General features: G+C 70.3%; 1 protein-coding gene. It reads right to left on the bottom strand.

Translation table 11 applies throughout. The features are described from left to right. On the bottom strand, window positions 1–4,135 hold a 4,135-nt coding region (locus AB0F17_RS66255; RefSeq protein ID WP_358047796.1), incomplete at its 3' end, for an SDR family NAD(P)-dependent oxidoreductase. Window positions 4,136–4,187: the final 52 nt, after the last annotated feature.

Below are 4,187 nucleotides of genomic sequence, written 5' to 3'. Positions count from 1 at the left end.
CCACCCACTGCGACCCCTGACCCGGAAACACCAACACCACACGCCCATCACCCCCCACCACACCCCGCACCACACCCAACCCCTCACGACCCTCAACGAGCGCGGCCACCCCGGCCATCAGCTCGTCGCGATCCGCGCCCACAACGGCAGCACGGTGCTCCAGCGCGCTACGACCAGTCGCCAACGTGCGCGCCACGTCCCGGAAACCGACCTCCGGACGCGCTTCCAGATAGGACAGCAACCGCTGCCCCTGCGCCCGCAACGCCTCCTGGCTGCGAGCCGACAACACCCACGGCACCGGCCCGGCAACCGCGACGCGATCCTCCTCAGCCTGTGCGGGAGCCTCCTCCAAGATGACGTGCGCGTTGGTCCCGCTGATCCCGAACGACGACACCCCCGCCCGCCTCGGCCGATCGGCCACCGACCAAGGCTGCCGCTCGGTCACCAACTCCACCGCGCCGGCCGACCAGTCCACATGCGACGACGGCTCATCCACATGCAACGTCGCCGGCAGCGTGCCGTGCCGCATCGCCTGCACCATCTTGATCACCCCGGCAACCCCCGCCGCCGCCTGCGAATGACCAATATTCGACTTCACCGACCCCAACCACAACGGACGGTCCCGACCCTGCCCATAAGCCGCAATCAGCGCCTGCGCCTCAATCGGATCACCCAACGACGTGCCAGTCCCATGCGCCTCCACCACATCGACGTCGCCGGGAGCAAGGCGCGCATCAGCCAGCGCGCGCCGGATGACCCGCTGCTGCGAGGGACCGTTCGGAGCGGTGAGCCCGTTGGAGGCGCCATCCTGATTGACCGCGCTGCCGCGCAGGACGGCCAGCACCTGATGGCCGTTACGGGTGGCATCCGACAACCGCTCCACCACCAAAACCCCGACACCTTCAGACCAGCCCGTACCATCCGCCGCCTCCGCGAACGACTTACACCGGCCATCCACCGCCAACCCCCGCTGACGACTGAACTCCACAAAAACGCCGGGTGAGGACATCACCGTCACCCCACCGACCAGCGCCAGCGAACACTCCCCCTGCCGCAACGCCCGCGCCGCCAGATGCAACGCCACCAACGACGACGAACACGCCGTATCCACCGTCACAGCCGGGCCCTCCAACCCGAACGTGTACGCCACACGACCGGACAACACGCTGGCCGCACCGCCGGTCAGCAGATACCCGTCCGCGCCGGTGTCGGCCTGGTCGTTGCGGGGGCCGTACTCCTGGTGCATGGCGCCGACGAACACGCCCGCGTCCTTGCCGCGCAGGGACGCCGTGTCGATCCCGGCCCGCTCGAACGCCTCCCACGACGTCTCCAGCAACAACCGCTGCTGCGGATCCATCGCCAACGCCTCACGCGGCGAAATCCCGAAAAACCCAGCATCAAAATCAGCAGCATCGCCCAGGAACCCACCGAACCGTGTATCAGACGACCGGCCCGACCCGGCGTCGAACAATCCGGCCAGATCCCAGCCCCGGTCGGTCGGAAAGCCCCCGATGGCATCGCCGCCCGAAGCCACGAGCTCCCACAGATCCTCAGGCGAGGCCACCCCACCCGGATACCGGCACGCCATCCCCACGATCACGATCGGATCGTCGGCAGAGTGCGTCTCCCGCGCCGGCACGACCGGTGCCGCAGCCGTGTTCCCCGACAACTCCTCGCGCAGCCGCCGCGCGACCGCCTCCGGCGTGGGGTGGTCGAACACCACCGTCGTGGGCAGCTGAACGCCAGTGACGCTGTTCAGCGTGTTACGCAGGCGCACGGCCAGCAGGGAGTCGAAGCCGAGCTCTCTGAAGGCCCGTCGCGGCTCGATGGCGTTCCCATCGGTATGCCCCAGGACGGTGGCGACCTGTGCGAGCACCAGGTCGAGCAGTATCCGATCCCCATCAGCCTCCGCCACCCCGGCCAGCCTCTGCCGCAATGTTCCGTCCGTCCCGCTGGACGGGCGGCGCTTGGCCGTACGGCGTGCCAGGTCGCGCAGCATCGACGGCACCGGGCCCGTGGCCCTGCGGGCGTCCAGGTGAGCCGGCACCAGCAACGCGCCCGCGGTCGGCGGGGCGGCGAGGGCGGCGTCGAGCAGCGCGAGACCGTCCCGCGTCGGCATGAACGCGACGCCGGCCTCCCGCCACCAGCCGAGCTCGACGGTCCGCAGGTCCCCGGTCAGGGCGCTGCGCTGTTCCCACAGCCCCCAGGCCAGGGAGATCGCGGGAAGTCCAAGAGAGCGGCGGTGTGCGGCGAGCGCGTCAAGGTAGGCATTCGCCGCCGCGTAGTTGGCCTGGCCGGGCGCACCCAATACTCCCGACATCGACGAGAACAGGACGAATGCCGACAGGTCGAGGTCCCGCGTCAGCTCGTGCAGGTGCCTGGCGGCCAGCGCCTTCGGCCGCAGTACCTTGTCGATCCGCTCGGGCCGCAACGCCTCGACCACGCCGTCGTCGAGTACAGCGGCGGCATGCACGACACCTCGCAGCGGCCGATCGGCGGGCACCCCGTCCAGTACGGCTGCCAGCGCGTTCCGGTCCGCCACATCACACGCGGCCACCGTCACGTCCACACCCGCCGCCGCCAACTCAGCGACCAGCTCGCCCATGCCCGGCGCGTCCTTACCTCGCCGGCCGACCAGCAGCAGATGGCGGACGTTGTACCGGGTCACGAGATGCCGCGCCACCTCTCCGCCCAGAGTCCCGGTCCCCCCGGTGATCAGCACTGTCCCATCCGGACCGAACACCGCGGTCTCCAGCACGTCAGTGCCTGGTGCGGTGGTGTTCTCCGTGGAGATCAGGCGCGGTGCACACAGCCGACCGCCGCGGAGGGAGAGCTGAGGTTCACCCGATGCCACAGCCAGCAGTGCCGCTTCTTCTACGTTCTCCACGTTGTCCACGTCGAGCAGCACGAACCGGCCAGGATGCTCGGACTGTGCCGAACGGACCAGTCCCCAGACCGGCGCCTGACCGGGGTTGATCTCCTCGTCCGCGATGTCCGTCGCCACAGCCCGGCGAGTCACCACCACCAGAGGCGAGTTCCCACCCTCGGCCAGCCATTCCTGGACCCGCTCCAGCACCCACCGCGCCGCGCTCGCGGGATCGTCCGGGCCATCGGGGCACACCACCGTCGTCGGACGTGGCGCCGCCGGGTCAGGGATGTCACCGACCTCGGTCCAGCCGACCCGGAACAACGAGTCGTGCCGCGTCGTCCTGAACCGCCGCCGCGAGGCAGGCCGCATCGCCAGGGCGTCCACCGAGACCACCGGCCGCCCCTGGTCGTCAGCCGCGTCCAGGCGGATGGCGCCGTCGCGACCCGGCTGGAGCCGTACCCTCAAGGTTGAGGCACCGGCCCCGTGCAGGCGCACACCAGTCCAGGAGAACGGCAACAGGATCTCGTCCGGCCCGGCAGCCGGGGTGAGCGCGCCCAGCCCGATCGCGTGCAGAGTCCCGTCCAGCAAAGCCGGATGTACGGCGAAGCCCCGCACATCCGTCTCCTCCGGCAGGACCACCTCGGCGTACACCTCGTCCCCATGCCGCCAGGCCGCCCGCACCCCCTGGAAGGCCGGCCCGTAGTCATACCCCTGTACGGCGAGCCGGTCGTAGAGATTCTCCGCCTTCACCCGCCGCGCCCCCGGCGGCGGCCAGGCACTCAGCCCCTCACCAACGCCCACGCCGACTCCGTCAGAGCCGACGACCACGCCGGTGGCGTGGCGTGTCCACGGGGCACCGTCCTCAGCTTCTTCGGGCCGTGAGTGAACGGCCACGGTACGGCGGCCCGCCTCATCCTCGGGTCCAGCGACGAGTTGGAGCCGGACGCCGCCCTGCTCGGGCAAGGTCAGCGGCGTGTGCAGGGTGAGTTCTTCGACCTGGTCACCGACCTGGAGTGCGAGCTCCACGAACGCCGTCCCCGGCAGCAGCGCCCCGCCCCACACCGCGTGGTCGGCCAGCCAGGGGTGGGTCTCGGACGAGATCCGCCCCGTCCAGGTGAGCCCGCCGTCGGCGGTGTCCAGGGTGGCACCAAGGAAGGGGTGGTCAGCGGAGCTCAGGCCGAGACGCCGGAGGTCGGTCCGTGATGGCTGCGTCTCCAGCCAGAAGCGCTGACGCTGGAACGGATACGTCGGCACATCAACCGACACCCCACCCACCCCAGGCCACTCAACCGGCACCCCACGAACAAACGCCCCACCC

Source organism: Nonomuraea sp. NPDC026600 (assembly GCF_040638335.1).
Classification (GTDB): domain Bacteria; phylum Actinomycetota; class Actinomycetes; order Streptosporangiales; family Streptosporangiaceae; genus Nonomuraea.
This window is presented reverse-complemented; position numbering and strand designations above follow the sequence as displayed.